Annotated in this window: 22 protein-coding genes; 14 read left to right on the top strand and 8 right to left on the bottom strand. The window is 62.5% G+C overall.

Annotated features, from left to right (window positions below; all coding sequences use genetic code 11):
* Positions 1-113: 113 nt before the first annotated feature.
* A complete protein-coding gene (locus C4J85_RS25900; RefSeq protein ID WP_124364855.1) occupies positions 114-1022 on the top strand; it encodes an SdiA-regulated domain-containing protein in 909 nt (302 codons plus the stop codon).
* Here the strand turns inward: C4J85_RS25900 and C4J85_RS25895 are convergent, their stop codons facing one another.
* Complete coding sequence (locus C4J85_RS25895; RefSeq protein ID WP_124411023.1) at positions 1023-2969, bottom strand: autotransporter domain-containing protein; 1947 nt, start codon at positions 2967-2969, stop codon at positions 1023-1025. It abuts the gene before it with no gap.
* Positions 2970-3305: 336 nt separating this feature from the next.
* Positions 3306-3977 carry a ribose-5-phosphate isomerase RpiA gene (rpiA, locus tag C4J85_RS25890; RefSeq protein ID WP_124368733.1) on the bottom strand — a complete coding sequence of 224 codons (672 nt, stop codon included), beginning with the start codon at positions 3975-3977 and terminating at the stop codon, positions 3306-3308.
* A gap of 138 nt (positions 3978-4115) precedes the next feature.
* On the opposite strand from rpiA, the gene ilvA reads away from it, so the two are divergent.
* Entirely contained in the window at positions 4116-5630 is a 1515-nt protein-coding gene (ilvA, locus tag C4J85_RS25885; protein ID WP_124364852.1) for a threonine ammonia-lyase, biosynthetic, read from the top strand.
* A 40-nt stretch (positions 5631-5670) separates the two neighbouring features.
* Positions 5671-6084, top strand: coding sequence for a DUF2269 family protein (locus C4J85_RS25880; protein WP_124411022.1), 414 nt, complete (start codon positions 5671-5673; stop codon positions 6082-6084).
* A gap of 106 nt (positions 6085-6190) precedes the next feature.
* On the opposite strand, the gene C4J85_RS25870 is transcribed toward C4J85_RS25880, so the two are convergent.
* Entirely contained in the window at positions 6191-6847 is a 657-nt protein-coding gene (locus C4J85_RS25870; protein ID WP_124411020.1) for an HAD family phosphatase, read from the bottom strand.
* A 143-nt stretch (positions 6848-6990) separates the two neighbouring features.
* Here C4J85_RS25870 and C4J85_RS25865 point away from each other — a divergent pair, with 143 nt between their 5' ends.
* Both C4J85_RS25865 and ptsP read left to right on the top strand, forming a co-directional pair.
* Positions 6991-7470, top strand: a complete 480-nt coding sequence (locus C4J85_RS25865; protein ID WP_003176750.1) for an RNA pyrophosphohydrolase — start codon at positions 6991-6993, stop codon at positions 7468-7470.
* 22 nt (positions 7471-7492) lie between these two features.
* Positions 7493-9772, top strand: a complete 2280-nt coding sequence (gene ptsP, locus C4J85_RS25860) for a phosphoenolpyruvate--protein phosphotransferase (RefSeq protein ID WP_124364847.1) — start codon at positions 7493-7495, stop codon at positions 9770-9772.
* A gap of 109 nt (positions 9773-9881) precedes the next feature.
* Here ptsP and C4J85_RS25855 read toward each other — a convergent pair whose 3' ends face one another.
* Positions 9882-10628: an NRDE family protein gene (locus C4J85_RS25855; RefSeq protein WP_124411019.1), complete on the bottom strand. Its 747-nt coding sequence runs from the start codon at positions 10626-10628 to the stop codon at positions 9882-9884.
* A 218-nt stretch (positions 10629-10846) separates the two neighbouring features.
* On the opposite strand from C4J85_RS25855, the gene lgt reads away from it, so the two are divergent.
* Both lgt and C4J85_RS25845 read left to right on the top strand, forming a co-directional pair.
* Positions 10847-11659, top strand: a complete 813-nt coding sequence (lgt, locus tag C4J85_RS25850) for a prolipoprotein diacylglyceryl transferase (protein WP_122542012.1) — start codon at positions 10847-10849, stop codon at positions 11657-11659.
* Positions 11660-11710: 51 nt separating this feature from the next.
* Positions 11711-12544, top strand: a complete 834-nt coding sequence (locus tag C4J85_RS25845; protein WP_124364845.1) for a thymidylate synthase — start codon at positions 11711-11713, stop codon at positions 12542-12544.
* A 124-nt stretch (positions 12545-12668) separates the two neighbouring features.
* Here C4J85_RS25845 and cadR read toward each other — a convergent pair whose 3' ends face one another.
* Positions 12669-13109, bottom strand: coding sequence for a Cd(II)/Pb(II)-responsive transcriptional regulator (gene cadR, locus C4J85_RS25840; RefSeq protein ID WP_124368727.1), 441 nt, complete (start codon positions 13107-13109; stop codon positions 12669-12671).
* An 85-nt stretch (positions 13110-13194) separates the two neighbouring features.
* Between cadR and C4J85_RS25835 the strand changes: the two genes are divergently transcribed.
* The 6 genes from C4J85_RS25835 (at position 13195) to C4J85_RS25805 (ending at position 21664) form a co-directional block, all read left to right on the top strand.
* Positions 13195-15441 (top strand): heavy metal translocating P-type ATPase, encoded by a 2247-nt coding sequence (locus C4J85_RS25835; RefSeq protein ID WP_124411018.1) that lies wholly within the window; start codon positions 13195-13197, stop codon positions 15439-15441.
* Between the two features lie 16 nt (positions 15442-15457).
* Positions 15458-16321: a LysR family transcriptional regulator gene (locus C4J85_RS25830; RefSeq protein WP_124411017.1), complete on the top strand. Its 864-nt coding sequence runs from the start codon at positions 15458-15460 to the stop codon at positions 16319-16321.
* A gap of 262 nt (positions 16322-16583) precedes the next feature.
* Entirely contained in the window at positions 16584-17648 is a 1065-nt protein-coding gene (locus C4J85_RS25820; RefSeq protein WP_124364841.1) for a putative 2-aminoethylphosphonate ABC transporter ATP-binding protein, read from the top strand.
* A gap of 7 nt (positions 17649-17655) precedes the next feature.
* On the top strand, positions 17656-19362 hold the full coding sequence (locus tag C4J85_RS25815) for a putative 2-aminoethylphosphonate ABC transporter permease subunit (RefSeq protein WP_177413587.1): 1707 nt from the start codon (positions 17656-17658) through the stop codon (positions 19360-19362).
* A 20-nt stretch (positions 19363-19382) separates the two neighbouring features.
* Complete coding sequence (locus C4J85_RS25810) at positions 19383-20405, top strand: putative 2-aminoethylphosphonate ABC transporter substrate-binding protein (protein ID WP_124411015.1); 1023 nt, start codon at positions 19383-19385, stop codon at positions 20403-20405.
* A gap of 128 nt (positions 20406-20533) precedes the next feature.
* Positions 20534-21664 (top strand): TIGR03364 family FAD-dependent oxidoreductase, encoded by a 1131-nt coding sequence (locus C4J85_RS25805; RefSeq protein ID WP_124411014.1) that lies wholly within the window; start codon positions 20534-20536, stop codon positions 21662-21664.
* Positions 21665-21671: 7 nt separating this feature from the next.
* On the opposite strand, the gene C4J85_RS25800 is transcribed toward C4J85_RS25805, so the two are convergent.
* A complete protein-coding gene (locus C4J85_RS25800) occupies positions 21672-23039 on the bottom strand; it encodes a DUF3482 domain-containing protein (RefSeq protein WP_124411013.1) in 1368 nt (455 codons plus the stop codon).
* Positions 23032-24411 carry a DUF2868 domain-containing protein gene (locus C4J85_RS25795; protein ID WP_124411012.1) on the bottom strand — a complete coding sequence of 460 codons (1380 nt, stop codon included), beginning with the start codon at positions 24409-24411 and terminating at the stop codon, positions 23032-23034. The genes C4J85_RS25800 and C4J85_RS25795 overlap by 8 nt, the downstream gene beginning before the upstream one ends.
* Before the next feature lie 69 nt (positions 24412-24480).
* Here C4J85_RS25795 and C4J85_RS25790 point away from each other — a divergent pair, with 69 nt between their 5' ends.
* Positions 24481-24993 carry a dihydrofolate reductase gene (locus tag C4J85_RS25790; protein WP_124411011.1) on the top strand — a complete coding sequence of 171 codons (513 nt, stop codon included), beginning with the start codon at positions 24481-24483 and terminating at the stop codon, positions 24991-24993.
* Positions 24994-25078: 85 nt separating this feature from the next.
* Here the strand turns inward: C4J85_RS25790 and C4J85_RS25785 are convergent, their stop codons facing one another.
* A complete protein-coding gene (locus C4J85_RS25785; protein ID WP_124368717.1) occupies positions 25079-26470 on the bottom strand; it encodes an L-cystine transporter in 1392 nt (463 codons plus the stop codon).
* Between the last annotated feature and the right edge of the window lie 153 nt (positions 26471-26623).

Below are 26623 nucleotides of genomic sequence, written 5' to 3'. Positions count from 1 at the left end.
CTTACGTCGGACGCGTCTTAAAAAGCGGCATTCACCAGACAGCCCGTTGCGTTTAAGTTTAAATTCAGGCGACCTTGATATCTATTCGCCAGTTTTTCTCTGAGCCCGCCACGATGCGTCGATTTGCCCGCCCCAAACCTGCTCTTTTAATCCTGCTGTTGATTGCGCTGGTCGCTGCCGCGATCGTTGCGCAGCAATTCCGTCTGTTCGAGCGTGCCTGGTTCAACTGGCAGGTGTGGCACCAGCCAGCGGATGAACGCGGCATCGGCCTGGCCGATTACCGCGTCTCCCTGGAAGGCCAGGTGATCGAAGGGCTCGACGACGATGTGTCGGCCCTCACCTACGACCCGGTGCGCAAAAGCCTGTTTACCGTCACCAACAAAAACGCCGAGTTGGTCGAGCTGTCCCTGCAAGGCAAGATCCTGCGGCGTATTCCCCTGGTCGGGTTTGGCGATGCCGAGGCGGTGGAGTTCATCAGCGACAATATTTACGTGATCAGTGACGAGCGCCAGCAGCGCCTGATCAAGGTGCATGTGGACGATGACACGCAATTTCTCGATGCCGCCGATGCGGAGCAAATGACCCTGGGCGTGCACATCGGCAGCAACAAGGGTTTCGAAGGCCTGGCCTATGACTCGGTGGGCAAGCGCCTGTTTGTCGCCAAGGAACGCGACCCGATGGTGATCTATGAGGTCCACGGCTTTCCCCATTTCAAAGCGGAAAAAACCTACTCGGTGCATGTGATCAACAACCCCAAGCGTGATGCCGGGTTGTTTGTGCGCGACCTGTCGAGCCTGCAATACGACGAGCGCAGCGGCCATTTACTGGCGCTTTCCGATGAGTCGTTCCTGGTGCTGGAACTGGATATCGACGGTCGCCCGTTAAGCAGTCTGTCACTGCTCAACGGGCGCCATGGCCTGAAAAAACGTGTGCCGCAGGCCGAAGGGATCGCCATGGATGACGAGGGCACGCTGTACCTCGTCAGTGAACCGAACCTGTTCTACGTGTTCAAGAAGCCCTGATCAGAACATCCACTGCACACCCAGCGAGTAGCCGGTCTGGCTGCCCTCGGCATGGCCGAGCCGACTGTTCACTTCGGCGTACACCCCCAATTGCGGGGTGATTGCCAATTGGCTGCCGATCTGTGCGCGACCAAAATGTTTATCGACTGACCCCAGTTTGGCGGTGCGGGCCTGGCCATCGGCGCGGGCGGTCAGTTGCAGGTCGTCGAGACGCCCATCGGCCAATTCCTTGACCCACCCGATGTTGCCGTAAGGCATCAGGCTCAAGCCGTAAGGCAGAGCGACAGCACCGCGCACGCGCCACCCCAGGCTGGCTTCCAGGGAATCGAACGACTGTTCTTCGTAGTCCAGCGCGGTGCGCAGGTTCTGCTTCTCGTCGAACTGATCGATGCGGTAGTGGCTGTAATCGAGCCCGGCAAAGGGTCCGCTCTGGAGGGCACCAAAATCGAAGTCATAGCCGCCCAGCACCCGTGCGCCGAGGGACAGCGCGTCGGTCTTGCCGGTCAGGTGCTGGTTGAGCAGCACCGGCCCGCCGCTGGCCTGGATCAGCAGGTTGCGTTTGGAATCGAAGCGCGTGTGGCCGGCGCTCAGGTCACCGGCCAGCCAGCTCGGCCCGCCGTCGTTGAGCAGGGCGTAGACGGCGGCCTGCCAGGTGTCGCTATCGAGTTTGCCGCGGTGCTCCAGCGTGTCGCGGCCGTTGCGGTAGCTCAGGCTGGCGCCGATGTTCAGGGCTGAGCTCAGCTGGTAGTCGCCCAGCGCATGCACGCCCAACTGCCGAGCCTCTGGGTTGGGCGCGCGGTCGAAACCGCTGTCCGGGTTGTATTGGCCGTCCACACCGATCTCGCCATCGAAGCTGCCCACTTCGCGACTGGCCGACTGCAAGGTCAGCCAGCGGCGCTCGTGCAAGCGCACGGCGGCCTGATGTTGACGCTGCAGGTTGTCCTGCATATTGCGTGCGACGGCGCCGCCCGAGGCGGTCGAGGCCATCAAGTCGGCATTGGTCAGTTCCAGCACCAGGCGGCTGAGCAGGCGCGAATAATCGCGCAGGCGCTGGTCGATGCGCGCCTGGCCGAAGGCATCGGTGAGCACGGCTTTATTGTCTTCGTTCGGGTCGTGCCAGGTCGAGCCGCCGGGGATTTTCGGATTGTCGGTCTGGGTGTAGCCATCCAGGTCGCCCAGCTCCCAATTGGTCGCCTCGACATACAGGATCGGGATCTTCAGCGGTTCGAACGGTTCACCATCGCTGCAGCAGCCGGTGCCCTTGGGGTATTGCGGGTCCAGGCCGGGGTTGGTGAACAGGGGGATATTCAGTTCCCTGGCGATCTGGAAGGTGTGTTCGCGCAACGCCGCCAGGCCGGGGTTGGCCGCGCTGTTCTGGCCGGCGTGGGCATACATCATGTCGCCGGTAATCAGGCTGTCGAGGTTGATCATCGCGAGCATGTTGGCGCGTTGGCTTGCGCTCAGGGACTCAACGAAGGCCTTGGACCCTCGCAAGCCTTCTTCTTCCGCGCCGAAGCCCACCACCTGCAAGCCATTTTCCAGTTGCAGCCCGCCCAGGTTCTTCGCCACCTCGGTGAGCACGCTGGCGCCGGAGCCGTTGTCGTCCAGGCCTTGCAGGGCAGGGCGACCGAAGTAGGTATCGAAGTGCGCGCCGATCACCACGTACTGCGGTTTAGTGCCGGCGGCGTAGGCCACCACGTTTTGCGAGGCGCGGCTGCCGTTGTTCCAGGTGAAGTCCTGGCGACTGATGCTGTAGGCCGTGCCCATCTGGCTCTGCATCCAATCGGCCGCCCCGGCGAAATTGGCCGTGCCGCGATAACGCCCGGGGTAGTCGTTGATCAGTTTTTCCAGGGTGGTGGTGGCGTGCTGGCCGTAATCATAGGCCTGAAGATGCGTCGACAGCAGGGTGCCGGCGACGCTGAGAGCGAAGGCTAGGGGCTTTATCACAGGGTCTTCCTTGAGGTGATGAGAGGTTCAAGCGCAGACGCTTTGCACAATGCGCGCCTCATTCCGTGGGCGGCGGCGAATTGGCGCAATGTTAAACGCGTGGGTCGCTTGGTTGTAATTTGTAACGGATTGGATACCAGGCGGGGCGTGACAGAGCGCACGGTTTTGGAGAGGAGTGCTGCGAAAAGTAGCGTTTGTGTTACAGAAATCCAGACCGGATCGCTATCAAATGTGGGAGGGGGCTTGCCCCCGATGGCGGTGTATCAGTACCAGATATTCTGACTGACACACTGCCATCGGGGGCAAGCCCCCTCCCACATTTGAACTGCGGTGTTATTAAGCTTTGAGGGTTTTCACGCCTTCCGGGGTACCCAACAGCAGCACATCCGCCGGGCGTGCGGCGAACAGGCCGTTGGTGACCACGCCAACGATGGCGTTGATCTGCGTCTCCAGCTCCACCGGATTAATGATCTGCATGTTGAACACATCGAGGATGATGTTGCCGTTATCGGTCAACACGCCTTCACGGTACACCGGGTCGCCGCCCAGTTTCACCAGCTCGCGGGCCACGTGGCTACGGGCCATCGGGATGACTTCCACCGGCAGCGGGAACGCACCGAGCACCGGCACCAGCTTGCTGGCGTCGGCAATGCAGATGAAGGTCTTGGCCACGGCCGCGACGATCTTCTCGCGGGTCAGGGCTGCGCCGCCGCCTTTGATCAGGTTCAGGTGCTCGTCGCTTTCGTCCGCGCCGTCGATGTAGAACTCCAGGTCGCTCACGGTGTTGAGCTCGTACACCGGAATGCCATGGCCTTTGAGGCGCGCGGCGGTCGCTTCGGAGCTGGCCACTGCGCCATCGAACGCACCTTTATGCTGGGCCAGCGCATCGATAAAGCAGTTGGCAGTGGAGCCGGTGCCGACACCGACGATGCTCTTGTCGTCGAGTTTTGGAAGGATTAAATCGACAGCGGCCTGGGCCACTGCCTGTTTGAGTTGATCCTGGGTCATGCGGGCTCCGGAACGGGCGGGGGAGTAATCGAGGGCGGCGAGTATACCCCAACAAACCTTGGGATTCGTGTGGTCTCCCGGCCAAAAGCCGGGTTAGACTCCCTGGCCCTGCCCAACCCCTGAAGTAGATGCCTGCCGATGCTTGAACACTACGTCAAAAAGATCCTCACCTCGCGCGTTTACGACGTTGCCGTAGAAACACCCCTGCAGACTGCCCGCCAGCTTTCCGAGCGGCTGGGCAACCAGATTTGGCTCAAGCGCGAAGACTTGCAGCCGGTGTTCTCGTTCAAGATTCGCGGCGCCTACAACAAGCTGTGCCAGCTCAGCGCAGAGGAGCGCGCACGCGGCGTGGTCACCGCCTCGGCGGGCAACCATGCCCAGGGCCTGGCCCTGGCGGCCAAGGTGCTGGGGGTCAAGGCCACGATCGTGATGCCCAAGACCACCCCGGAAATCAAGGTCGAAGGCGTGCGCTCGCGTGGCGGCAAGGTGGTGCTGCACGGTGATTCTTTCCCGGAAGCCCTGGCCTATTCGCTGAAGCTGGTCGATGAAAAAGGCTACGTCTACATTCACCCCTATGATGATCCGCACACCATTGCCGGGCAGGGCACCGTGGCGATGGAGATCCTGCGCCAGCATCCAGGGCCGTTGGACGCGATCTTCGTGCCGGTGGGCGGCGGCGGGCTGATCGCCGGGATTGCGGCGTATGTGAAATACCTGCGCCCGGACATCAAGATCATCGGCGTCGAGCCGGACGACTCCAACTGCCTGCAAGCGGCGATGGCGGCGGGTGAGCGCGTGGTGCTGCCTACCGTCGGCCTCTTCGCCGATGGCGTGGCGGTGGCGCAGATCGGCCAGCACACCTTCGACATCTGCAAAGACTATGTGGATGAAGTGATCACCGTCAGCACCGATGAAATCTGTGCGGCAATCAAGGATATCTACGACGACACGCGCTCGATCACCGAGCCGGCAGGCGCATTGGGCGTGGCCGGGATCAAGAAGTATGTCGAGACCCGTGGCGTCAGCGGCCAAACTTTCGTCGCCATCGACTCCGGTGCCAACGTCAACTTCGACCGCCTGCGCCATGTGGCCGAACGGGCCGAGCTGGGTGAAGGCCGCGAAGCCATCATCGCCGTGACCATTCCCGAGAAGCCGGGCAGCTTCAAGGCATTCTGCGAGGCGGTGGGCAAGCGCCAGATCACCGAATTCAACTACCGCTATCACACCGGCAGCGAGGCGCACATCTTCGTCGGCGTGCAGACCCACCCGGAAAACGACCCGCGCAGCGCATTGATCGCCAGCCTTACCGACCAGGGTTTCCCGGTGCTGGACCTCACCGAAAACGAATTGGCCAAATTGCACATCCGCCATATGGTCGGCGGGCATGCGGCCAAGGTCAGTGACGAGCTGGTGTTTCGTTTTGAATTTCCGGAGCGGCCGGGGGCGTTGTTCAACTTTCTTAACAAACTGGGCGGGCGCTGGAATATCTCGATGTTCCACTACCGCAACCACGGTGCGGCTGACGGCCGGGTGGTCGCCGGCCTGCAAGTGCCGGCGGATGAGCGCCACCTGGTCCCGGCCGCCCTGGCCGAGATCGGCTACCCGTATTGGGATGAAAGCGAAAACCCGGCCTACCAGTTGTTCCTCGGCTGAGCGACTACGCTGACTGAGCGGCCTTCAAGGAATCGAGACTATGGAAACGCTTACCACCCTCAAGGTTATTCACATCGCCGCCACCGTGTTGCTGCTGCTCAGCGGCCTGGGCCTGGCAGTACTGGCCTGGCGCAAGCGCAGCGCCGGCCCGGCGATGATCGTGCAACGCCCGTGGGCGTTCGTCTGGCTGCTGATGGGCATTTGCCTGGTGAGCATGCCGTTCACCGGCTGGTGGATGGTGCACCTGATCGGCTGGCCGCTGGGGCAAACCTGGATCCTGGGTTCCAGCATTCTGTATACCGTGGCGGCACTGGCCTGGTTCTGGCTGGTGGCACGGCTCAATCGGCTGCGTAAAGGCGAGGGCGGTAGCCTGAATTTTACCTTGGTGCTGGCGGTGGTCAGCCTGGTGGGGTTTGTGGCGATTGCCGGGCTCATGGGGGCCAAGCCCGTGTAGGAGCGAGCTTGCTCGCGAAGAACGTCAACGATGACGCGAGTATCCTGGATGCACGCGGCGCTCTCAGGTTTTTCGCGAGCAAGCTCGCTCCTACAGGGGTTGGGGGTCAGCCGCGCAGCGTAATCACCGGCCAGCCCCGCTTTTCAGCCTCGGCCCGCAAATTCGGGTCCGGATCCACCGCCACCGGATGAGTCACTTGCTCCAGCAGCGGCAAATCATTCATCGAGTCGCTATAGAAGTAGCTGTCCTCCAGGCTATACCCGGTCTCTTCCAGCCAACGGTTCAAGCGCGTCACCTTGCCTTCACGAAAGCACGGCACATCGGTGCTGCGCCCGGTGTAGCGGCCATTTTCCATCTCGCACTCGGTGGCGATCAGGGTTTCAACCCCCAGCCGTGCGGCAATCGGCGCGGTGACGAAACGGTTGGTGGCGGTGATGATCACCAGCATGTCGCCAGCGGCGCGGTGCCTGGCCAGCAGTTCCACGGCCTTGGGCAGCATGATCGGCTCGATGCAGTCGCGCATGTAGTCGTTGTGCCATTCGTCCAACTGAGCCATCTCGGTGCGGCCGAGGATTTCCAGGCAGAAGTTCAGGTAAGCGGCGTTGTCCAGCTTGCCGGCCAGGTAGTCCTGATAGAACGCGTCGTTACGCGCCTTGTAAGCTACCGGGTCGAGAATCCTGCGTTCACACAGGTAATCGCCCCAGGCGTGATCGCTGTCACCGCCCAGGAGCGTGTTGTCCAAGTCGAATAAAGCCAGGCGCATTGCGGTTACTCGCTGAAAAGTCTGTAAAAAGGCGTCCAGAATACGGTCTTTTCACAAGAGTGCACATAAGGTAAGAAGCCTCGTTGCCGCTGGATGAACCTTTGTGGAACAATGCGGCGACATGCGTTTGCGAGGTTGTTGCCGTGATCGACCCCGATGGTTTCCGTCCTAATGTCGGGATTATTCTTACGAATGATGCCGGACAGGTGCTATGGGCTCGCCGAATCAACCAAGATGCCTGGCAGTTTCCTCAAGGTGGGATCAACCCCGACGAAACCCCTGAAGACGCCTTGTACCGTGAGTTGAACGAAGAAGTCGGCCTTGAGCGCGAAGATGTGCAGATTCTGGCCTGCACCCGGGGCTGGTTGCGCTATCGTTTGCCGCAACGCCTGGTGCGTACCCACAGCCAACCGCTGTGTATCGGCCAGAAGCAGAAATGGTTTCTCCTGCGCCTGATCTCCAATGAGCAGCGGGTGCGGATGGATTTGACCGGTAAACCGGAGTTCGATGGCTGGCGCTGGGTCAGTTATTGGTATCCGCTGGGCCAGGTGGTGACATTCAAGCGCGAGGTTTATCGTCGCGCTCTCAAAGAGCTTGCCCCGCGCCTTTTAGCGCGCGACTGACGACGGAGTTCGACCCCGAGCCATGCTCAATACGCTGCGCAAGATCGTCCAGGAAGTTAACTCCGCCAAGGATCTCAAGGCGGCGTTGGGGATTATTGTGTTGCGCGTCAAGGAAGCCATGGGCAGCCAGGTCTGCTCGGTTTACCTGCTGGACCCCGAGACCAACCGTTTTGTGCTGATGGCCACCGAGGGCTTGAACAAGCGCTCCATCGGCAAAGTCAGCATGGCGCCCAATGAAGGTCTGGTGGGCCTGGTGGGGACGCGTGAAGAACCCCTGAACCTTGAAAACGCGGCCGATCACCCGCGTTATCGCTACTTTGCCGAAACCGGCGAAGAGCGCTACGCCTCGTTTCTCGGCGCGCCGATCATCCACCACCGCCGCGTCGTCGGTGTGCTGGTCATCCAACAGAAAGAACGCCGCCAGTTCGACGAAGGTGAAGAAGCCTTCCTGGTGACCATGAGCGCGCAGCTGGCCGGGGTTATCGCCCACGCCGAAGCCACGGGCTCGATTCGCGGCCTGGGTCGCCAGGGCAAGGGCATCCAGGAGGCCAAGTTCGTCGGCGTGCCGGGTTCGCCGGGGGCCGCCGTCGGTACGGCGGTGGTCATGCTGCCACCGGCCGACCTCGATGTGGTACCGGACAAGACCGTTCACGACATCGACGCTGAAATCAAACTGTTCAAGACCGCCCTGGAAGGCGTGCGCGCCGACATGCGCAACCTGTCGACCAAGCTGGCCACCCAGTTGCGCCCGGAAGAGCGTGCGCTGTTCGATGTGTACCAGATGATGCTCGACGACGCGTCCCTGGGTAATGAAGTCAAGACCGTGATCAAGACCGGCCAGTGGGCCCAGGGCGCGCTGCGCCAGGTGGTTACCGATCACGTCAACCGTTTCGAATTGATGGACGACGCCTACCTGCGCGAGCGTGCCTCGGATGTGCGCGACCTCGGTCGCCGTCTGCTGGCCTACCTGCAGGAAGACCGCACCACCAATCTGGTCTACCCCGACAACACCATCCTGATCAGCGAAGAACTGACCGCCACCATGCTCGGCGAAGTGCCTGAGGGCAAATTGGTGGGCCTGGTCTCGGTATTGGGCTCGGGTAACTCCCACGTTGCGATCCTGGCTCGCGCCATGGGCATTCCGACGGTGATGGGCCTGGTGGACCTGCCGTATTCCAAGGTGGATGGCATCGACATGATCGTCGATGGCCATCGCGGCGAAGTCTTTACCAACCCCAGCGAATTGCTGCGCAAGCAATACGCCGAAGTGGTCGAGGAAGAGAAACAACTGGCGCTGGGCCTCGACTCGTTGCGCGAATTGCCGTGCGTGACCCTCGACGGCCATCGCGTGCCGCTGCTGGTAAACACCGGCCTGCTGGCCGATGTGGCCCGGGCGCAACAGCGCGGCGCTGAAGGGGTGGGGCTGTACCGCACCGAAGTGCCGTTCATGATCAACCAGCGTTTCCCGAGTGAGAAGGAGCAGCTGGCGATTTATCGCGAGCAACTGCAGGCCTTCCACCCGTTGCCGGTGACCATGCGCAGCCTGGATATCGGCGGCGACAAGTCACTGTCGTATTTCCCGATCAAGGAAGACAACCCTTTCCTCGGCTGGCGCGGGATTCGCGTCACCCTCGACCACCCTGAAATTTTCCTGGTGCAGACCCGCGCCATGCTCAAGGCCAGCGAAGGCCTGAATAACCTGCGCATCCTGCTGCCGATGATCTCCGGCACCCACGAGCTGGAAGAAGCCTTGCACCTGATCCACCGTGCCTGGGGCGAAGTGCGCGACGAAGGCGCCGACGTGCCGATGCCGCCGATTGGCGTGATGATCGAAATCCCGGCGGCGGTGTACCAGGCCAAGGAGCTGGCGCGGCAGGTGGACTTCCTGTCGGTGGGCTCCAACGACCTGACCCAATACCTGCTCGCCGTGGACCGCAACAATCCACGGGTAGCCGACCTGTACGACTACCTGCACCCGGCCGTGCTGCAAGCGCTTCAGCACGTAGTGCGCGACGCCCATGCCGAAGGCAAGCCGGTGAGTATCTGCGGTGAAATGGCCGGCGACCCGGCGGCGGCGGTGCTGTTGATGGCGATGGGCTTTGACAGCCTGTCGATGAACGCCACCAACTTGCCCAAAGTGAAGTGGATGCTGCGCCAGGTTGAATTGAGCATGGCCAAGGATTTGCTCGCCGAGTTGATGACCATCGACAACCCGCAAGTTATCCACAGCTCGCTGCAATTGGCGCTGAAGAACCTGGGGCTGACGCGGATGATCAACCCGGCTTCTGCGAAAACCCTCTGAAGCCTGGCGCCAATCCAAATGTGGGAGGGGGCTTGCTCCCGATAGCGGTGTATCAGTAGCAGATATTCTGACTGACATACCGCAATCGGGGGCAAGCCCCCTCCCACATTTAAAGATTGAGCTCGATTTCGCCGAGTCTGCCACCCTGCGGCCCGAAACTGCGCTCCACCATCCGCCGCGTGCCGTCAGCATTCACGATCAACGCCGTGCTCGCCCGTGTCCCGTAACTCGGGCTGGCGATAAACACACTCGACAGCAAACTCTCCGTCGCCAAGCCGACGCCGGTATCCGGCAGTTCAGCAAACGGTGCAGTCTGTGGGTCACTCAAGATCCTCAGCAACGCGTCCGGCTGCGGATCGTCGAGGATTTCAACGAGTGCCGCCTTGGCCTTGAGCAGCTTCGGCCAAGGCGTATCCAAGCCGGCATTGGATAAACCGTAAACGCCCGCCTCCAATCGCGTCGGCTCGGTCTCGTTGGCGTTGTAGTGCCAGAGCTTATCCCGCGTGCCCACTAATAGATTAAACCCGGCATATTCAATCGAACGTCCGTTAACATCCGCCAAATAATCGTCAATCGGCAGCGAACCACTGAGAAAGCGCGCCACCAGCTCACCCCGGGACTTGCGTGACGGCGGCTGGTGCGGGTCGCGGATATTGGTGAGCGCGGCAAAACGCCCCTCGGCGTTCACCCCCAGCCAAGTGCCGCCCGCTTCCTGATCGCGGCCGGCGTAGACCTGTGGCGCATCCGGCCATTGAGCCAGCGGCAGGCTGGGCCGGGCGTAGAATTCATCACGGTTGGCCGCGACGATCAGCGGCTGGGCATGGCCCGGCCGCCAGGCAAAAACAATCAGGCACATCGGGCGATCCCTTGTGTGTTTTTTCCTCACTCTACCCACAGAACCGCAGGCGTTCCATCGTAACGAAGTTGGGCCGCGCACCTTCCATCCGTTAACATGCCGGGCTGTTTGGTGTGTATGTGAACTTCTTAATTTGATCTCGCAGCTGTAACGCAGGCTTAATCGCGCATCGGCATGGTCCGGTGCGTCATGACTAAATGTTTTAACGAGGAGTCGCAATGCTGCCTTACCCGCAGATCGACCCGGTGGCCCTGGCCATCGGTCCGCTGAAAATCCATTGGTATGGGTTGATGTACCTGATCGGCATCGGCGGTGCCTGGCTGCTGGCGTCCCGGCGCCTGAACCGTTTCGACCCGACCTGGACCAAGGAGAAACTCTCCGACATGGTGTTCTGGTTGTCGATGGGGGTCATTGTCGGTGGGCGACTCGGGTATGTGCTGTTCTACGATCTGTCGGCCTACATCGCCAACCCGACGCTGATCTTTGAGGTGTGGAAGGGTGGCATGGCGTTCCACGGCGGGTTTATCGGCGTGATGATCGCCGCCTGGTGGTTTGGCCGGCGCAACGGCAAGTCGTTTTTCCAGCTGATGGACTTCGTCGCGCCGCTGGTGCCGATTGGCCTGGGCGCTGGGCGTATCGGTAACTTCATCAACGCCGAGCTGTGGGGCAAGCCGACCGATGTGCCGTGGGCCATGGTGTTCCCGCCGTTCAGCGACCCGGCGCAACTGCCGCGCCATCCGTCGCAGCTGTACCAGTTCGCCCTGGAAGGTGTGGCATTGTTCCTCATCCTGTACATCTTCTCGCGCAAGCCACGCCCAACCATGGCCGTGTCGGGGATGTTCGCGCTGTTCTACGGGATCTTCCGCTTCATCGTCGAGTTCGTGCGCGTACCGGATGCGCAGTTGGGCTACCTGGCGTGGGGCTGGTTGACCATGGGGCAGGTGCTCAGCATCCCGATGATCCTGGTCGGCCTGGGCCTGCTGTGGTGGGCTTACAACCGCCCACAAGGCATCAAGAGCACCGCGCTTTAAATTCGAACGCCGAGGCGTGCGCGCCTCGGCTTCAACGATACGGGTACCCACATGAAGCAATACCTCGAACTCCTGCACGACGTCGTGACCAATGGCCTGACCAAAGGCGATCGTACCGGCACCGGCACCAAGGCCGTGTTCGCCCGTCAGTATCGGCATAACCTGGCCGATGGCTTCCCGCTGCTGACCACCAAGAAGCTGCATTTCAAAAGCATCGCCAACGAACTGATCTGGATGTTGAGCGGCAACACCAACATCAAGTGGCTCAACGAAAACGGCGTGCGTATCTGGGATGAATGGGCCACCGAAGACGGCGACCTGGGCCCGGTGTACGGCGAGCAGTGGACCGCCTGGCCGACCAAGGACGGCGGCAAGATCAACCAGATCGACTACATGGTCGAGACGTTGAAGACCAACCCCAACAGCCGCCGCATCCTGTTCCACGGCTGGAACGTCGAATACCTGCCGGATGAAACCAAGAGCCCCCAGGAAAACGCGCGCAACGGCAAGCAGGCCTTGCCACCGTGCCACCTGCTGTACCAGGCGTTCGTGCACGACGGCCATCTGTCGATGCAGTTATACATCCGCAGCTCCGATGTATTCCTCGGCCTGCCCTATAACACTGCCGCCCTGGCGTTGTTGACCCACATGCTGGCCCAGCAGTGCGACCTGATCCCCCACGAGATCATCGTCACCACCGGCGACACCCATGCTTACAGCAACCACATGGAGCAGATCCAGACCCAGCTCGCGCGCACGCCGAAAAAGCTGCCGGAACTGGTGATCAAGCGTAAACCTGCGTCGATATACGACTACAAGTTCGAAGACTTTGAAATCGTCGGCTACGACGCCGACCCAAGCATCAAGGCTGACGTCGCGATCTGAAGTCTGTCCTGATCTAAATGTGGGAGGGGGCTTGCCCCCGATAGCGGTGGATCAGCCAGCATTTCTATGGCTGACACACCGTAATCGGGGGCAAGCCCCCTCCCACATTTGATCTGTGTTCACTCTAATGCCCGTGGCTTCTGCCAACATGTGACGGCTCGGCCTCGCTGGCCTGCACGCTCCCGCTGACCTCCAAGCGCTGCAAAATCCCGCACTGCGCCCCGCCGCCACAGCGCTGGCGCAAGTCCAGCAATTGTTCCTGCAACGCCAGCAGCCCATCGATCCGCGCTTTCACATGGTGGATATGTTCGTCGATCAACGCATTCACGCTTTCGCATTGATCCTGTGGGCTGTCACGCAGGCTGAGCAGGCTGCGGATTTCTTCCAGGGTCATGTCGAGGCTGCGGCAGTTGCGGATAAAGATCAGCCGCTCGGTGTGCGCCTGGGTGTACACCCGGTAGTTGCCCTCCGTGCGCGCCGGGGGTGGCAGCAGACTTTCCTTCTCGTAATAACGGATGGTTTCCACCGGGCAGTCGGTCAGTTTGGCCAGTTCGCCGATCTTCATCGCAGCAATCTCCAAATGGGTGCTTGACCCTATAGTGGCTACAGGGTCTTTACTTGGCAACAGGCACATCTACGGACGCGACAGCATGAGCGATTCCCTCCACACCCCGCATAAGCACGATCATGAGCATGATCACGGCGAGCAAACGCTCAAGCCGGTGCATGACCACGGCGGCGGGTGCTGTTCCGGCACCCCGGCGCCTGCAAAAGTACAGCTGAGCGACGCTCCCACCGTCGGCTCGCGCCTGAGCACCTTTCGCATCGAAGCGATGGACTGCCCCACCGAACAAACGCTGATCCAGAACAAACTGGGCAAGCTCGCCGGTGTGCAGCAGCTGGAATTCAACCTGATCAACCGCATCCTCGGCGTCACCCACGACTTGCCGAGCACTGCGCCGATCATCGACGCCATCAAATCCATCGGCATGCAGGCCGACCCGATCGAAGAAGGCACCCCCGCCGCTGCGCCGCCCGCCAAGAAGCACTGGTGGCCGCTGGCAGTCTCGGGCGTGGGCGCATTGGGCGCGGAAGTCCTGCATTTCACTGGCGTGGCGCCGACCTGGGTGATCGCCCTGGTGGCGCTGGTGTCGATCCTCAGCGGTGGCCTCACCACCTACAAAAAGGGCTGGATTGCCCTGAAAAACCTGAACCTGAACATCAACGCGCTGATGAGTATCGCCGTGACCGGCGCCGTGCTGATCGGCCAATGGCCGGAAGCGGCGATGGTGATGTTCCTGTTTACCGTGGCCGAGTTGATCGAGGCCAAGTCCCTGGACCGTGCGCGCAATGCCATCAGCGGTCTGATGCAAATGACCCCGGAGGAGGCCACGGTGCGCCAGGCGGACGGTTCATGGCTGGAGCAAGAGGTCAAAAGTATCGGTCCTGGCGCCATCGTGCGGGTAAAACCCGGCGAGCGCATCGGCCTGGACGGTGAGGTGACTGCCGGTCAATCCACGGTCGACCAGGCGCCGATCACCGGTGAAAGTCTGCCGATCGAAAAAACCGTGGGCGATAAAGTCTTCGCCGGTACGATCAACCAGGCCGGTTCCCTGGAATACAAGGTGACCGCAGCGGCGAATAATTCCACTCTGGCGCGGATCATCCACGCGGTGGAGCAGGCCCAGGGCGCCCGGGCGCCGACCCAGCGTTTTGTCGACCGCTTCTCCAAGGTCTATACACCCGCAGTGTTCCTGTTTGCCCTGGGCGTGGCGGTCATACCGCCGCTGTTCATGGCCGGAGTCTGGTTCGACTGGATCTACCGCGCCCTGGTGTTGCTGGTGGTCGCGTGCCCGTGCGCCTTGGTGATTTCCACCCCGGTGACCATTGTCAGCGGCCTCGCGGCGGCGGCGCGCAAAGGCATCCTGATCAAGGGCGGCGTGTACCTGGAGGGCGGTTACAAGCTCAACTACCTTGCCCTGGACAAGACCGGCACCATCACCCACGGCAAGCCGGTGCAAACCGACTACGTGCCGCTGTTCGCCACCGTGCAGGACAGCGCGCCGGCGCTGGCCGCGAGTTTGGCCGGCCGTTCCGACCACCCGGTGTCTTTGGCGATTGCCAACGCGGCGGTGGATAAAAACCTGGCGTCCTACGTTGTGGATAACTTCGCGGCATTGCCCGGTCGTGGCGTGCGCGGAGACATAAACGGCGAAACCTACCACCTGGGCAACCACCGTCTGGTGGAAGACCTCGGGCTGTGCTCGCCGGCCCTGGAAGAGAAACTCTTCGCCCTGGAAAAACAAGGCAAGTCCGTGGTGCTGCTACTCGACAAGTCGGGCCCGCTGGCCCTGTTCGCCGTAGCCGACACGGTCAAGGACAGCAGCCGCGAAGCCATCCGGCAACTGCACGAGCTGGGCGTCAAGACCCTGATGCTCACCGGCGATAACACCCACACCGCCCAGGCGATTGCCGCCCAGGTCGGTATCGACCAGGCCCAGGGCGACCTGCTGCCCACCGATAAGCTGCAAGCCATTGAAACGCTCTACGGGCAGGGCCACCGCGTCGGCATGGTCGGCGACGGCATCAACGACGCCCCGGCCCTGGCACGCGCCGAAATCGGCTTTGCCATGGCTGCGGCGGGCACCGACACCGCCATCGAGACCGCCGACGTGGCGCTGATGGACGATGATCTGCGCAAGATCCCGGCATTCATTCGGCTCTCCAGGCAAACGTCGAGTATCCTCAAGCAGAACATCGCCCTGGCGCTGGTGATCAAGGCGATCTTCCTGGCAGTCACCTTCCTGGGCATGGCGACGATGTGGATGGCGGTGTTCGCCGACATGGGGGTCAGCCTGCTGGTGGTGTTCAATGGCCTGCGCCTGTTGCGCAAATAGACGATGAGAGGGTGGTGTGCTGAGTGCTGAGCTGAAGGCGTTTTTCATGGTCGCCCGCCTGGGCAGCATTACCCAGGCGGCGAAAAAGCTCGGCCTGAGCCAACCTACGGTCACTACCCAGATCCGCAACCTGGAAAGCCACTACGGCGTTGAGCTGTTCTATCGTGGTGGCCGCCGCCTGATCGTCAGCGATGAAGGCGCGCGGCTGTTGCCGATGGTCAAGGCGCTGTTGCAGCAGGAAGCGGACATCGAGTTTTTCCTGCGCAATAACGGCCAGGTCCAGGGCACCTTACGGATTGCCGCCACCGCGCCGTACTACATTCTGGACCTGGTCAAAGCCTTCCGCGAACGCCTGCCGCACGTGGAGGTGTCGGTGGAAATCGGCAATTCCCAGCAGGTGCTCGAAGCGCTGGACGACTACCGCGTCGACGTCGCCGCCTCGTCGCAGTTGGTGGAAGACCCGCGTCTGGTGCGCCGCGTGCTGGGCACGGACCCGCTGGTGTTGGCGGTACACCGCAATCACCCGTTGGCCAAGCTTGATCACGTACCGTTGAGCGCGCTCATCGGGCATACCTTGCTGATGCGTGAAGCGGGTTCTACCACCCGCAGGCTGACGGAAGAGATGCTGAAGAACGCGGGCGTGGGGTACGGGCCGTTGCTGGAGATCGGCAGCCGTGAGTCGATTCGCGAGGCAGTGCTGCGCAATATCGGCATCAGCATCATCGCACGCCAGGAGGTGCCGCATGATCCGCAGCTGAAGGTGCTGACCATCGAGAATGCGCCGCAGATTCCGGAGTATCTGTACTGCCTCAAGGAGCGTAAAGGTGCCCGGTTGCCGGCGGCTTTCCTTGGCCTGGCCCAGGAAATGTCACCCTTGTAGGAGCGAGCTGATCGTTCCCACGCTCCGCGTGGGAATGCCTCCTGGGACGCTCCGCGTCCCGTCACTGCCGCCCACAGGTGACGCAGAGCGTCACGGGCTGCATTCCTACGCGGGAGCGTAGGAACGATCGGGACCCGGCACCACATTTCTAAGAATCCTACACAAATCCACCAATACCACTATCACCCCCTTTAGCCTTCCTGCCACACCAACGACGCATTCCCCCCCTAGCATGGCCCCATCAGTTCGATGAGGTGCCACCATGAACACAGCCCTGACCCAACCCGGCGCGCCGATGAAGGTGCGCGGTATCCAGAAACGCTTCGGCGCCTTTACCGCGTTGGACAACGTGTCCTTGGATGTCGCCGCTGGCGAGCTGGTGTGCCTGCTGGGCCCGTCCGGCTGCGGCAAGACCACCTTGCTGCGCTGCATCGCCGGGCTTGAGCGCCAGGACAGCGGCGAACTTTACCTGGGTGACCGGGATGTTTCCCGGCTGCCGCCCCAGGCGCGGGACTACGGCATTTTGTTCCAGTCCTACGCGCTGTTTCCCAACCTGACCGTTGAAGCGAACATCGGCTACGGCCTCGCCGGCTGTGGCCGTGATGAAGTGCGCAAGCGTGTCGGGCAAATGCTCGAATTGGTCGGCCTGCTCGGCAGCGAAAAGAAATTCCCCGGCCAGCTGTCCGGGGGCCAGCAGCAACGTGTCGCGCTGGCGCGGGCCCTGGCGCCGGCGCCTTCGTTATTGCTGTTGGATGAACCCATGTCGGCCCTCGACGCGCGGGTGCGCGAGCATCTGTGTACCGAGTTGCGCCAACTTCAGCGCCGCCTGGGCATCACCACGCTGATGGTCACCCACAACCAGGACGAGGCCATGTTGATGGCCGACCGCATCGCGGTCATGCACAACGGCAAGGTCGAGCAGTACGCCACGCCGCAGGAAATTTATGATCGCCCGGCCACGCCGTTCGTGGCGGAGTTCGTCGGCCAGGGCAACTGGCTGCCGTTCAGCCGCAACAGCGCCAGCCATGCCCAGGTCGGTGGGATGAATGTGCGCCTGGCCGACGATGCCGGCATCGCCAAGTCCGGCCGGCTGTTCTGCCGCCCGGAAGCGATCAGCGTGAACCCGCCGGTGCATGAGGAAAACCTGTTCCCGGCCAAAGTCCGCGAAATTACGTTCCTGGGCAATCGCTGCCGCATGAGTTTTGAGCTGGAACAGTTGCCGGGCCACCCGCTGCTGGCCGAGCTGGCACCGGAAGCCATGCCGCGCCTGGGCGCCCAGGACATTCTGGTGGCCCTGCCGCCGCGTAGCTTGCAGGTGTTTGCCTGAGATGGCCATGGAGACGGCGATGACACTGCCGCGCGAAATTTCTCGAGCTGAAACGGGCGACCGCCTGTTTGTGGTCGGCGGCAAATTAGTGTGGCTGGGCCTGTTGGTCGTGGCGGTGTTGCTGCCGCTGCTGGCGATTTTCTGGCGTGGCTTCAGCAGCGAAGCCGGGCAGGGTGGCGGGTTGATCGCTGCACGCGAGCTGCTGACCAGTGCCAACTTCCACTGGTTGCTCGGCAATAGCCTGAAAGTTTCCCTGAGCGTCGCGGCCATCGTCGTACCGCTGGCTTATCTGTTTGCCTACGCGCTGCAGCGCACCTTGATCCCCGGCAAGGTGATCTGGCGCGGCGTGTCGCTGCTGCCCTTGATGGCGCCATCGATGTTGCCGGGCATTGCACTGGTGTATCTGTTCGGCAACCAGGGGCTGTTGCGCGGGTTGCTCTCGGACAATATCTACGGCTTCTGGGGCATTGTGCTGGGTGAGGTGATTTACACCTTCCCACACGCCCTGATGATTCTGCTGTCGGCCTTGTCGCTGGCGGATGCGCGCTTGTTCGACGCGGCCTCAAGCATGGGCGCCAGCCCGGCCCGAGCGTTTCGCAGCATTACCTGGCCGGCCACGCGCCAGGCGGTGTTCGCGGCATTTTGCCTGGTGTTCACCTTGACCATCACCGACTTCGGCGTGCCCGTGGTGGTGGGCGGGGACTACCAGGTGCTGGCGCTGGAAGCCTACAAGGCGGTGGTCGGCCAGCAGCAGTTCGGCCGCGGTGCGTTGATCGGCATGGTGCTGCTGTTGCCGGCGCTGTTCAGCTTTGGTGTGGATGCGTGGTTGCGGCGCCGTCACGGCGACGCCATGAGCGGGCGTGCCCAGGTATTTCAACCACTGCCGTCGCGTTCCAGGGACGGCTGCTACCTGGCTATCGTGCTGCTGATCTGCGCGGCGCTGCTGCTGGTGTTCGGCATGGCGGTGTATTCCTCGCTGGTCAAGTTCTGGCCCTACAACCTGTCGCTGTCCTTGAACCACTACCAGTTCGAAGACACTGCCGGCGGCGGCTGGCTGGCCTATCGCAACAGCCTGACCATGGCGCTGTGCACGGCGTTGATCGGCAGTGCGCTGATCTTCACCGGCGCCTACCTGATGGAAAAAACCAAGGGCCAGCAGGGCCTGAACCTGGCTCTGCGCCTGCTCAGCTTTGTGCCGATGGCCGTACCGGGCCTGGTGCTGGGCCTGGGCTACGTATTTTTTTTCAACCTCGGCGGCAACCCGCTGCATGTGTTCTACGGCAGCATGGCGCTGCTGGTGGTGTGCACCATTGCTCACTATCTGACCACTGCGCAAATGACCGCCACCACTGCGCTGCGCCAACTGGACGTGGAATTCGAAGCCGCCGCGTTGTCCCTCAAGGCGCCGCTCTATCGCCATTACTTGAAAGTGACGGTGCCGATCTGCCTGCCGGCGCTGCTGGATATTCTGCGTTACCTGTTCGTGTCGGCGATGACCACCGTCTCCGCTGCGATCTTTCTCTACAGCCCCGACACCATCCTCGCCGCCGTCGCCGTATTGAACATGGACGATGCCGGCAATGTGGGCGGCGCGGCGGCCATGTCGACCCTGATCCTGTTCACCTCAGGCAGCGTCTCGCTGCTGCTGGCGTGGGCCTCACGTGGCGCCTTGCGCCGCTCCCAAGCCTGGCGCCAGACCGCGCCCGGGCAATGATCCTTCAAAGGAGGTATTCGATGTTCAAGCCACTGGCGCTGGTCGCTGCCGTACTCACCGCATTCAGCCTGAATGCCTTCGCCAACACCGAGTTGACCGTGTACACGGCCCTTGAAGCCGAGCAGTTGAAGACCTACAAAAAGGCCTTCGAGCAGGCCAACCCGGATATCCAGATCAAGTGGGTGCGCGACTCCACCGGCATCATCACCGCCAAGCTGTTGGCTGAAAAGGACCGCCCGCAGGCCGACGTGGTGTGGGGCCTGGCCGCCTCCAGCCTGGCGATCCTCGATCAACAAGGCATGCTCGATCGTTACGCGCCGAAAGACCTGGACAAGATAGGCAAAAACTACCGCGACGCCGCCAACCCACCGGCCTGGGTCGGCATGGATGTGTGGGCGGCGACCATTTGCTTCAACACCGTCGAAGCCGAGAAACAGGGCCTGAGCAAACCGGTGAGTTGGCAGGACCTGACCAAGCCTGAGTACAAGGGCAAGATCGTGATGCCCAACCCGGCGTCCTCCGGTACCGGCTTTCTGGACGTGAGCGCCTGGTTGCAAACCTTTGGTGAGCAGCAGGGCTGGCAGTACATGGACGAGCTGCACCAGAACATCGGCCAGTACGTTCACTCCGGCTCCAAGCCGTGCAAGCTGGCGGCGTCCGGGGAGTTTCCGATCGGTATTTCGTTTGAATACCCGGCCGTACAGCTCAAGCGCCAGGGCGCGCCGCTGGACATCATCCTGCCGAAGGAAGGCCTGGGCTGGGAAATCGAGGCGACGGCGGTGATCAAGGGCACGGCCCACGCCGATGCCGCCAGGAAACTCGCGGACTTCTCCGCCAGCCCGGCGGCGATGGAGCTGTACAAGGACAACTTCGCGGTGCTGGCCCAGCCAGGGATTGCCAAGCCGCAGACTGAATTGCCCGCCGATTACGAGCAGCGGTTGATCAAGAACGACTTTGCCTGGGCCTCGAAGAACCGCGACAGCATCCTGGTTGAATGGCGCAAGCGCTATGACGGCAAGTCGGAGAAGGTGGCGGGGCAGTAAGGGTACCGATCGTTCCCACGCTCCGCGTGGTAACGCCGCTCCGGACGCTCCGCGTCCGCTCTTGAAGGTCGTGACACGGAGCGTCACTGGATGAATTCCCACGCGGAGCGCGGGAACGAGAGGACAGTATGAGCAGTGATCTGTTAATTGTCGGCGCCGGCATCCTCGGCCTCTCCCATGCCTACGCCGCTGCCAGGCGCGGGCTCAAAGTCAGGGTTTTCGAACGCAGCGCTACCCCGCTGGGCGCCTCGGTGCGCAACTTCGGCCAGGCGCTGGTCACTGGCCAACCGCCGGGGCCGATGCTCGACCTGGCGCGGCAAAGCCGCGATATCTGGGCACACTGGGCGCAGGCCTGCGGCTTTCAGCTCAAGCGCAATGGCTCCTACCTGTTCGCCCGTACCGAAGCCGAAGAGCACCTGCTCGAAGCCTTCTGCGCCGGGCGTGCCCGCGAGCACGGCTACAACGTGGCGTTGCTGCAAGGCGCGGCGTTGAACGACCTGTACGGCGGCCAGTTCCGCCATCACCGCGCCGCGCTGCATGGCGAGGACGATCAGCAACTGTATTCGCGCGAAGCGATCCCGGCGCTGATCAACTACCTGGCCCAGGAACTGAACGTGGAGTTTCACTTTTCCACCCTGGTGCGCCACGTCGAGCCAGGCCAGTTGCACAGCACGGCGGGGCGTTTTCGCGGCGAGCAGATCATTGTGTGTTCCGGGCACGACTACCAGACCCTGCTGGCCGAATCGATTGCCCCGCTCAACCCACAAATCTGCCGCCTGCAAATGTTACGTGCGCGGCCGAGGCTTGAGCTGAACCTGCAACACGCCGTGTTGACCGGCCTCAGTTGCGTGCATTACGGCGCGTTCGCCGACTTGCCGCAAGCTGCGCCGGTGCAGGCGCAGATCCTGCGCGAAGCACCGCACCTGCATGAGCACGGCATTCACCTGCTGATCAGCCCTACGCCCCATGGCGACCTGATCATCGGCGATTCCCATGATTACGGCAGCGATGCATCGCCGTTCAACGCCGAGCAGGTCGATGACTGGCTGATCGAGCTGGCCGAGCAGACCCTGGGCTGCACACTCCAGGTGCTGGAGCGTTGGCAGGGCGTATATGGCTCGCGTGGGCCCGCGCCGTTTTCGTTTGTGCAGGCGGCTGCCGGCATTAGCATTGCGCTGATGCATACCGGTGTGGGCATGAGTGTGGGGCCGGCCATGGCCGAGCGAAATATCACGGCACTGTGGGGGCCGGCGTGCTAATGGCGGATCAGGCTTCGTCCAATCGCTGAGCCAGCGCCTCGATTTGCTCCTGACGCTCGGCCTGGCTCAACCTGGAGTGGGGGTTGAGCGATGACCATTGCGGATAGGCGCGCGCTTTGTTCAAGGCGTCTGGCAGCTTGCCTTCGCGCCAGGTTTTATCCTGGGGCGTATCGACCTTGATGCCGTGCATCGCCGCATGGCCGCGCAGGTTCAAGGCCTTGAGCAACTGGCGCTGGCGCAGGGCAAGCAGGCGCAGCACGCTGTCATCGACGGTCAGCTCGCGCTGGCCTTTGATTTTGCCCAGCAGACGCCCGCCATAACTGCGTGCGGTCTGCAGCGCGCCACCGGCAATTGCACCGGCGATGGCGGCAGCGCCGAGGGTCAAGCCGCCGACCAGCAGGTCCACGCCCGCGCCGGCTGCCGCGCCTGCGGCGATTCCGCCACCCACGCGCACGCCGAGTTGTTTGAGGGTTTCGGGGTTGAACAGGTCGTCGCCCCAGCGCCCGTCCAGCAGCGGCAAGTCGCTGGCGGCGGCGTCCTGCGGGCGGAAGCCGAACAGCTTGAGCAGGGAATCCACACACTTTTGTTCGCGTTGGCGCACGGCCTTGCGCAGTTCGCTGATCGCGTGCGGCTCATCTGCGGTCACTACGCTGCGCCGGCACGCTGCACAGTCGATCAACAATTCGGCGATCAAGCGTGCGGCGCTTTGCTGGCGCGCCTGGCGTTGGGCTTGCTGGTCGAGGATCAACCGCTCCAACTGCGGCCGTGAGTTTTCCAGCAGCAGGGCCAGGCTTTCATACAATCGCCGTTCGCCGTCTTCCGGCGGCGCCACGCTGTCAAAGCGCACCAGCGCATGCAGGCCCAGGCGAGCCAGGGCTTCACGCCACTGCGGTTCGCGGTGCTCGCTGCTGCTGACGAAATTGAGCACCGGCAGCAAGGGCTTGCCGCAGCTGGCCAGCACCTGCAGCTCGTCGCGGTACTTGGCCAGTACCGGCTCGCGGGCGTCGATCACGTACAGGCCGCCATCCGAGGCCAGCAGTTGGCGCAGCACTTTGGCTTCCTGTTCGAAGCGTTGGCGCGCCTCGCTGCCTTCCAGGAACCGCGTCAGGCGGGCCGGGCCATCCAGGCGTTCGCCGGGACGGTCGAGGCGTTCCAGGTAATCGAGCAGGGCGATGGCATCTTCCAGGCCGGGTGTGTCGTACAGCTCCAGCAAGGCTTCGCCGTCCACCGACAAGCGCGCACCTTCGACATGCCGCGTGGTGCTGGGGCGATGGGAGACTTCGCCAAAGCCGACATCGCGGGTCAGGGTGCGCAGCAGTGAGGTCTTGCCCACGTTGGTATGGCCGACTACGGCGAGCTTCAGGGGTTTAGTCATGACCGCTCTCCAGCCAGTTCAACGGTGCGCAGTCGGCGAAGGGCAGCTCAAGCTGTTGCAGCGCGGTGTGCCAGTCGCCCAGGCGCTCGGCATCCAGCGCCTGGCCGGGCGGCGCTTGCAGCAGCCACACCCGTGTGGCCGCGGCACTGCGCGCCAGTTCGGCGATCAGCGCCAGGCTGCCACGGTCGGGCGAGCGACGCGGGTCGCAGGCGATGGCGAGGCGCGCGGGCGGGAACCGTGTGAGCTGCTCCAGCAGTTTGTTGCGCGATTCACGGCTGTCGAGGATGCCGGCGTCCTTTACCGTGCCGGGCAGTTTGGGCGGCCAGGGGCGCTGGTCGTCCAGTTCGATGGCAACCAGCAGCGCGCCGTCGCTGTGCAGTTCACTGACGCCGCCTGCCACCTGGTGCAGGTGTTCGGGCGCCGCATCGTTGACCCCCAGCCGCTCGCTGCTCGGCATCAGGCGCTCGCGCAGTTGGGCGTAGCCGGGCTGGGTGAGGTCCAGGCCCAAGGCCGCGCGCCCACGTTTCCAGCGCCACAGGCACAGCAGTGCGAGGATCAGCCGAGGCAGCAGGCCGTAGACCAGCAACACTCCCACCAGCCAGGCGGCCCAGGCCTGGCGGGCGCTTTCGATATTCAGCGCGGAGTCGCCGCTGGCGCGGATCATCTCGACCGTCGGTACGTTGAAGCCGAGTAGGGCGGGCAGGGTGCCGAGGGCCTGGGTGACGGCGATGAAGGTATCCGCCCCGAGGATGGTGGTTTCCCACACGAAGCCGTAACGCCGGGTGGCGAGCAGCATCAGCAAAACCAGCAGGGCGCTGAGCAACGCCAGCAACCACAGGCTGTTGACCAGCACACCGACTGCCCAGCGGTTGAGTTTCTGGCGCTGCAGCAACAGCAGCAGTGCCGGTGCCAGTTGCGCGGCCTTGGCGTCGCGCGCAAGTTTTTCGCTGAGCCACAGCCACAGGCGACCGAGGCTGGCGCTGTGTTCGCCGGCAAACACCAGGCCCAGGGCCCAACTGAGCAGCAGGATCAGGTTCAGGCCGAGCAGGCTGCCCAGGGCCCAGAACACATTCACCGGGGCCATGCCGTTGCCCAGCGCGGCAAACGCCAGGCCGGCGCCGCTGATAACCGCGACTATCGCCAGCAGTACCACGGCCAGGCGCGCGCCTTGCAGCCAGCGACTGAGCGCGCCGGTCAGGCCGTCGCGTTCGGCCAGGTGCAGCGCACGCTGCGCGATACGCGTTGGCAGGTCGCCACCGGCCGAGCGGGCCAGGCGGTTGGCTTCGAGGTCTTCCAGGGGGCCGGCGTGTTCTTCGCGCAGGCGCACGGTTTCGGTCAGCCAGAGTGTGTGCAGCGGGTTCAGTGCAGTCACGCGCCATCCTGTTGTGTTCGTGAGGTTGGAGCATAACCGCTGACTCGCAGCTCTGGTATTCTCGTCGCCATGAAAAAAACTCTCCCTTTAAGCCTGATCGCAGCCCTCGGTGAAAACCGCGTGATCGGCGTCGACAACAGCATGCCCTGGCATTTGCCGGGGGATTTCAAATATTTCAAGGCCACCACCCTTGGCAAGCCGATCATCATGGGGCGCAAGACCTGGGATTCCCTGGGCCGACCGTTGCCGGGGCGCCTGAACATCGTGGTCAGCCGTCAGACCGACCTGATGCTTGAAGGTGCGCAAGTATTTGCGTCACTGGAAGCTGCGGTTGAACGCGCCGAGGCGTGGGCACTGGAGCAGGGCGTGGATGAGCTGATGCTGATCGGCGGTGCGCAGCTGTATGCGCAGGGGCTGGAACATGCCGATCGCCTGTACTTGACGCGCGTGGCGTTGAGCCCGGAAGGGGATGCGTGGTTTCCGGAGTTTGATCAGAGCCAGTGGAAGTTGGTGTCGAATGTGGAGAATGTGGCTGAGGGTGATAAGCCAGCGTACAACTTTGAGGTTTGGGAAAAGGCCTAAAAGCATCGGGGGCAAGCCCTCTCCCACATTTGAATGTATTCACAAATCAAAGTGTGGGAGGGGGCTTGCCCCCGATAGCGTCCTATCAGACCTGCGCCAACTCAGCATGCTCATCGGCATCGAGCAACGCTTTATCCGTCTGCCCCATGAGCTGGCTGGTAATCGCCCCCGCCGTCATCGAGCCATTCACGTTCAACGCCGTGCGGCCCATATCGATCAGCGGCTCCACGGAGATCAGCAGCGCCACCAGTGACACCGGCAAGCCCATGGCCGGCAGCACGATCAGTGCCGCAAAGGTCGCACCGCCGCCCACGCCCGCCACACCGGCCGAACTCAGGGTCACGATGGCCACCAGTGTCGCGATCCACAGCGGATCCAGCGGGTTGATGCCGACGGTCGGCGCCACCATCACCGCCAACATCGCAGGATAAAGCCCGGCGCAGCCGTTCTGGCCGATGGTCGCGCCAAACGAAGCGGCGAACCCGGCAATTGACTGCGGGATGCCCAGGCGGCGGGTCTGTGCTTCGATGCTCAAGGGGATCGAGGCGGCGCTGGAGCGGCTGGTGAAGGCAAACGTCAGCACCGGCCATACCTTGCGGAAGAAGCGTAGCGGGTTGACGCCGGCCAGGGACAACAACAGGCCGTGCACCACGAACATCAGGCCCAGGGCCAGGTACGACACTACGACAAAGCTGCCGAGCTTGATGATGTCCTGCAGGTTGGAGCTGGCGACCACTTTGGTCATCAGCGCCAGTACGCCGTACGGGGTCAGCTTCATGACCAGGCGCACCAGGCGCATCACCCAGGCTTGCAGGGTGTCGATGGCATTGAGCACTTTCTGGCCTTTTTCCACGTCATCCTTGAGCAGTTGCAACGCGGCAACCCCCAGGAACGCGGCGAAAATCACCACGCTGATGATCGACGTCGGCTTGGCCCGGGCCAGGTCGGCGAACGGGTTGGCCGGCACGAACGACAGCAGCAATTGCGGGATATTCAGGTCGGCGACCTTGCCCGCGTAATCGTTCTGGATGACTTGCAGGCGCGCCATTTCCTGGGTGCCGGCGACCAGGCCTTCGGCGGTGAGGCCGAACAGGTTGGTCAGGCCGATACCGATCAGCGCCGCAATCGCGGTGGTGAACAGCAGCGTGCCGATGGTCAGGAAGCTGATCTTGCCCAGGGACGAGGCATTGTGCAGACGCGCCACGGCACTGAGGATCGAGGCGAACACCAGCGGGATCACGATCATTTGCAGCAGTTGCACATAGCCATTGCCGACCAGATCGAACCAGCCGATGGAAGCCTTGAGCACCGGGTGGCCGGCACCATAAATGGCGTGCAGCACCACACCGAACACCACGCCAAGCACCAGGGCAAACAGCACCTTCTTGGCGAGGCTCCATTGAGTACGGCCGGTTTGTGCCAGGCCCAGCAACAGGGCCACGAACACCAGTAAGTTGAGAATCAGGGGAAGATTCATTGAAGCTCCGTTGAGAAGGCAGCCAATCGCGTGAGCCTGCGATTGCAAACCGGAGAGCCTAACAGCTTGAAATATATTGATTTAATACCGATATGGAATGGTCACTGTCGTTTTTGGAATAAGCGTTTGACGCTGTCGCGTATGCCCTTGGCG

It is taken from the genome of Pseudomonas sp. R4-34-07, from assembly GCF_003852375.1.
Lineage (GTDB): Bacteria > Pseudomonadota > Gammaproteobacteria > Pseudomonadales > Pseudomonadaceae > Aquipseudomonas.
The sequence above is the reverse complement of the archived record's forward strand: the minus strand, read 5'-3'. Positions and strand labels throughout refer to the sequence as shown.